The sequence below is a fragment of the Streptomyces sp. P17 genome (genome assembly GCF_032436805.1).
Taxonomy (GTDB): domain Bacteria; phylum Actinomycetota; class Actinomycetes; order Streptomycetales; family Streptomycetaceae; genus Streptomyces.
Map to the genome: position 1 here is coordinate 1 of NZ_JAVRBF010000489.1, position 337 is coordinate 337.

1 protein-coding gene is annotated in these 337 nt (G+C 53.1%); it reads left to right on the plus strand.

What is annotated here, in order from left to right; all coding sequences use genetic code 11:
* Positions 1-337 (plus strand): hypothetical protein (locus RMT89_RS41835; protein ID WP_315888993.1); only part of this gene is annotated, 337 nt, incomplete at both ends.

A 337-nucleotide genomic window follows, 5' to 3' on the forward strand; every position in this document is an offset into this window, starting at 1 on the left:
TGTGCAGCAATTGACCGTTAGTTTTGACGATTTGAGCGATGATTACGACGCGACAACTGCAAGCTTCACGTCATCTATTGAAGCTTTGACAAGTGCGGGGAGTGCGCAGGCCGGTCGCATTGACAACCTTTTTGCCGCGCTCGGTGGCAACAACGCTCAAATCAATATTCGATGGGCGGTTTCTGCTGCCATCGGTGGGTATGCCGCACGTTGGGCGCTGCAAGCGGCAGTTAACGCGGACGGCTTGTTTCGTCAAGCGTCGATGTTCGTGGATGTTCCTGCGGCAACGTCTGACCCTACACGTATTGGCTTCATTGCCGATCAAATCATAATGACC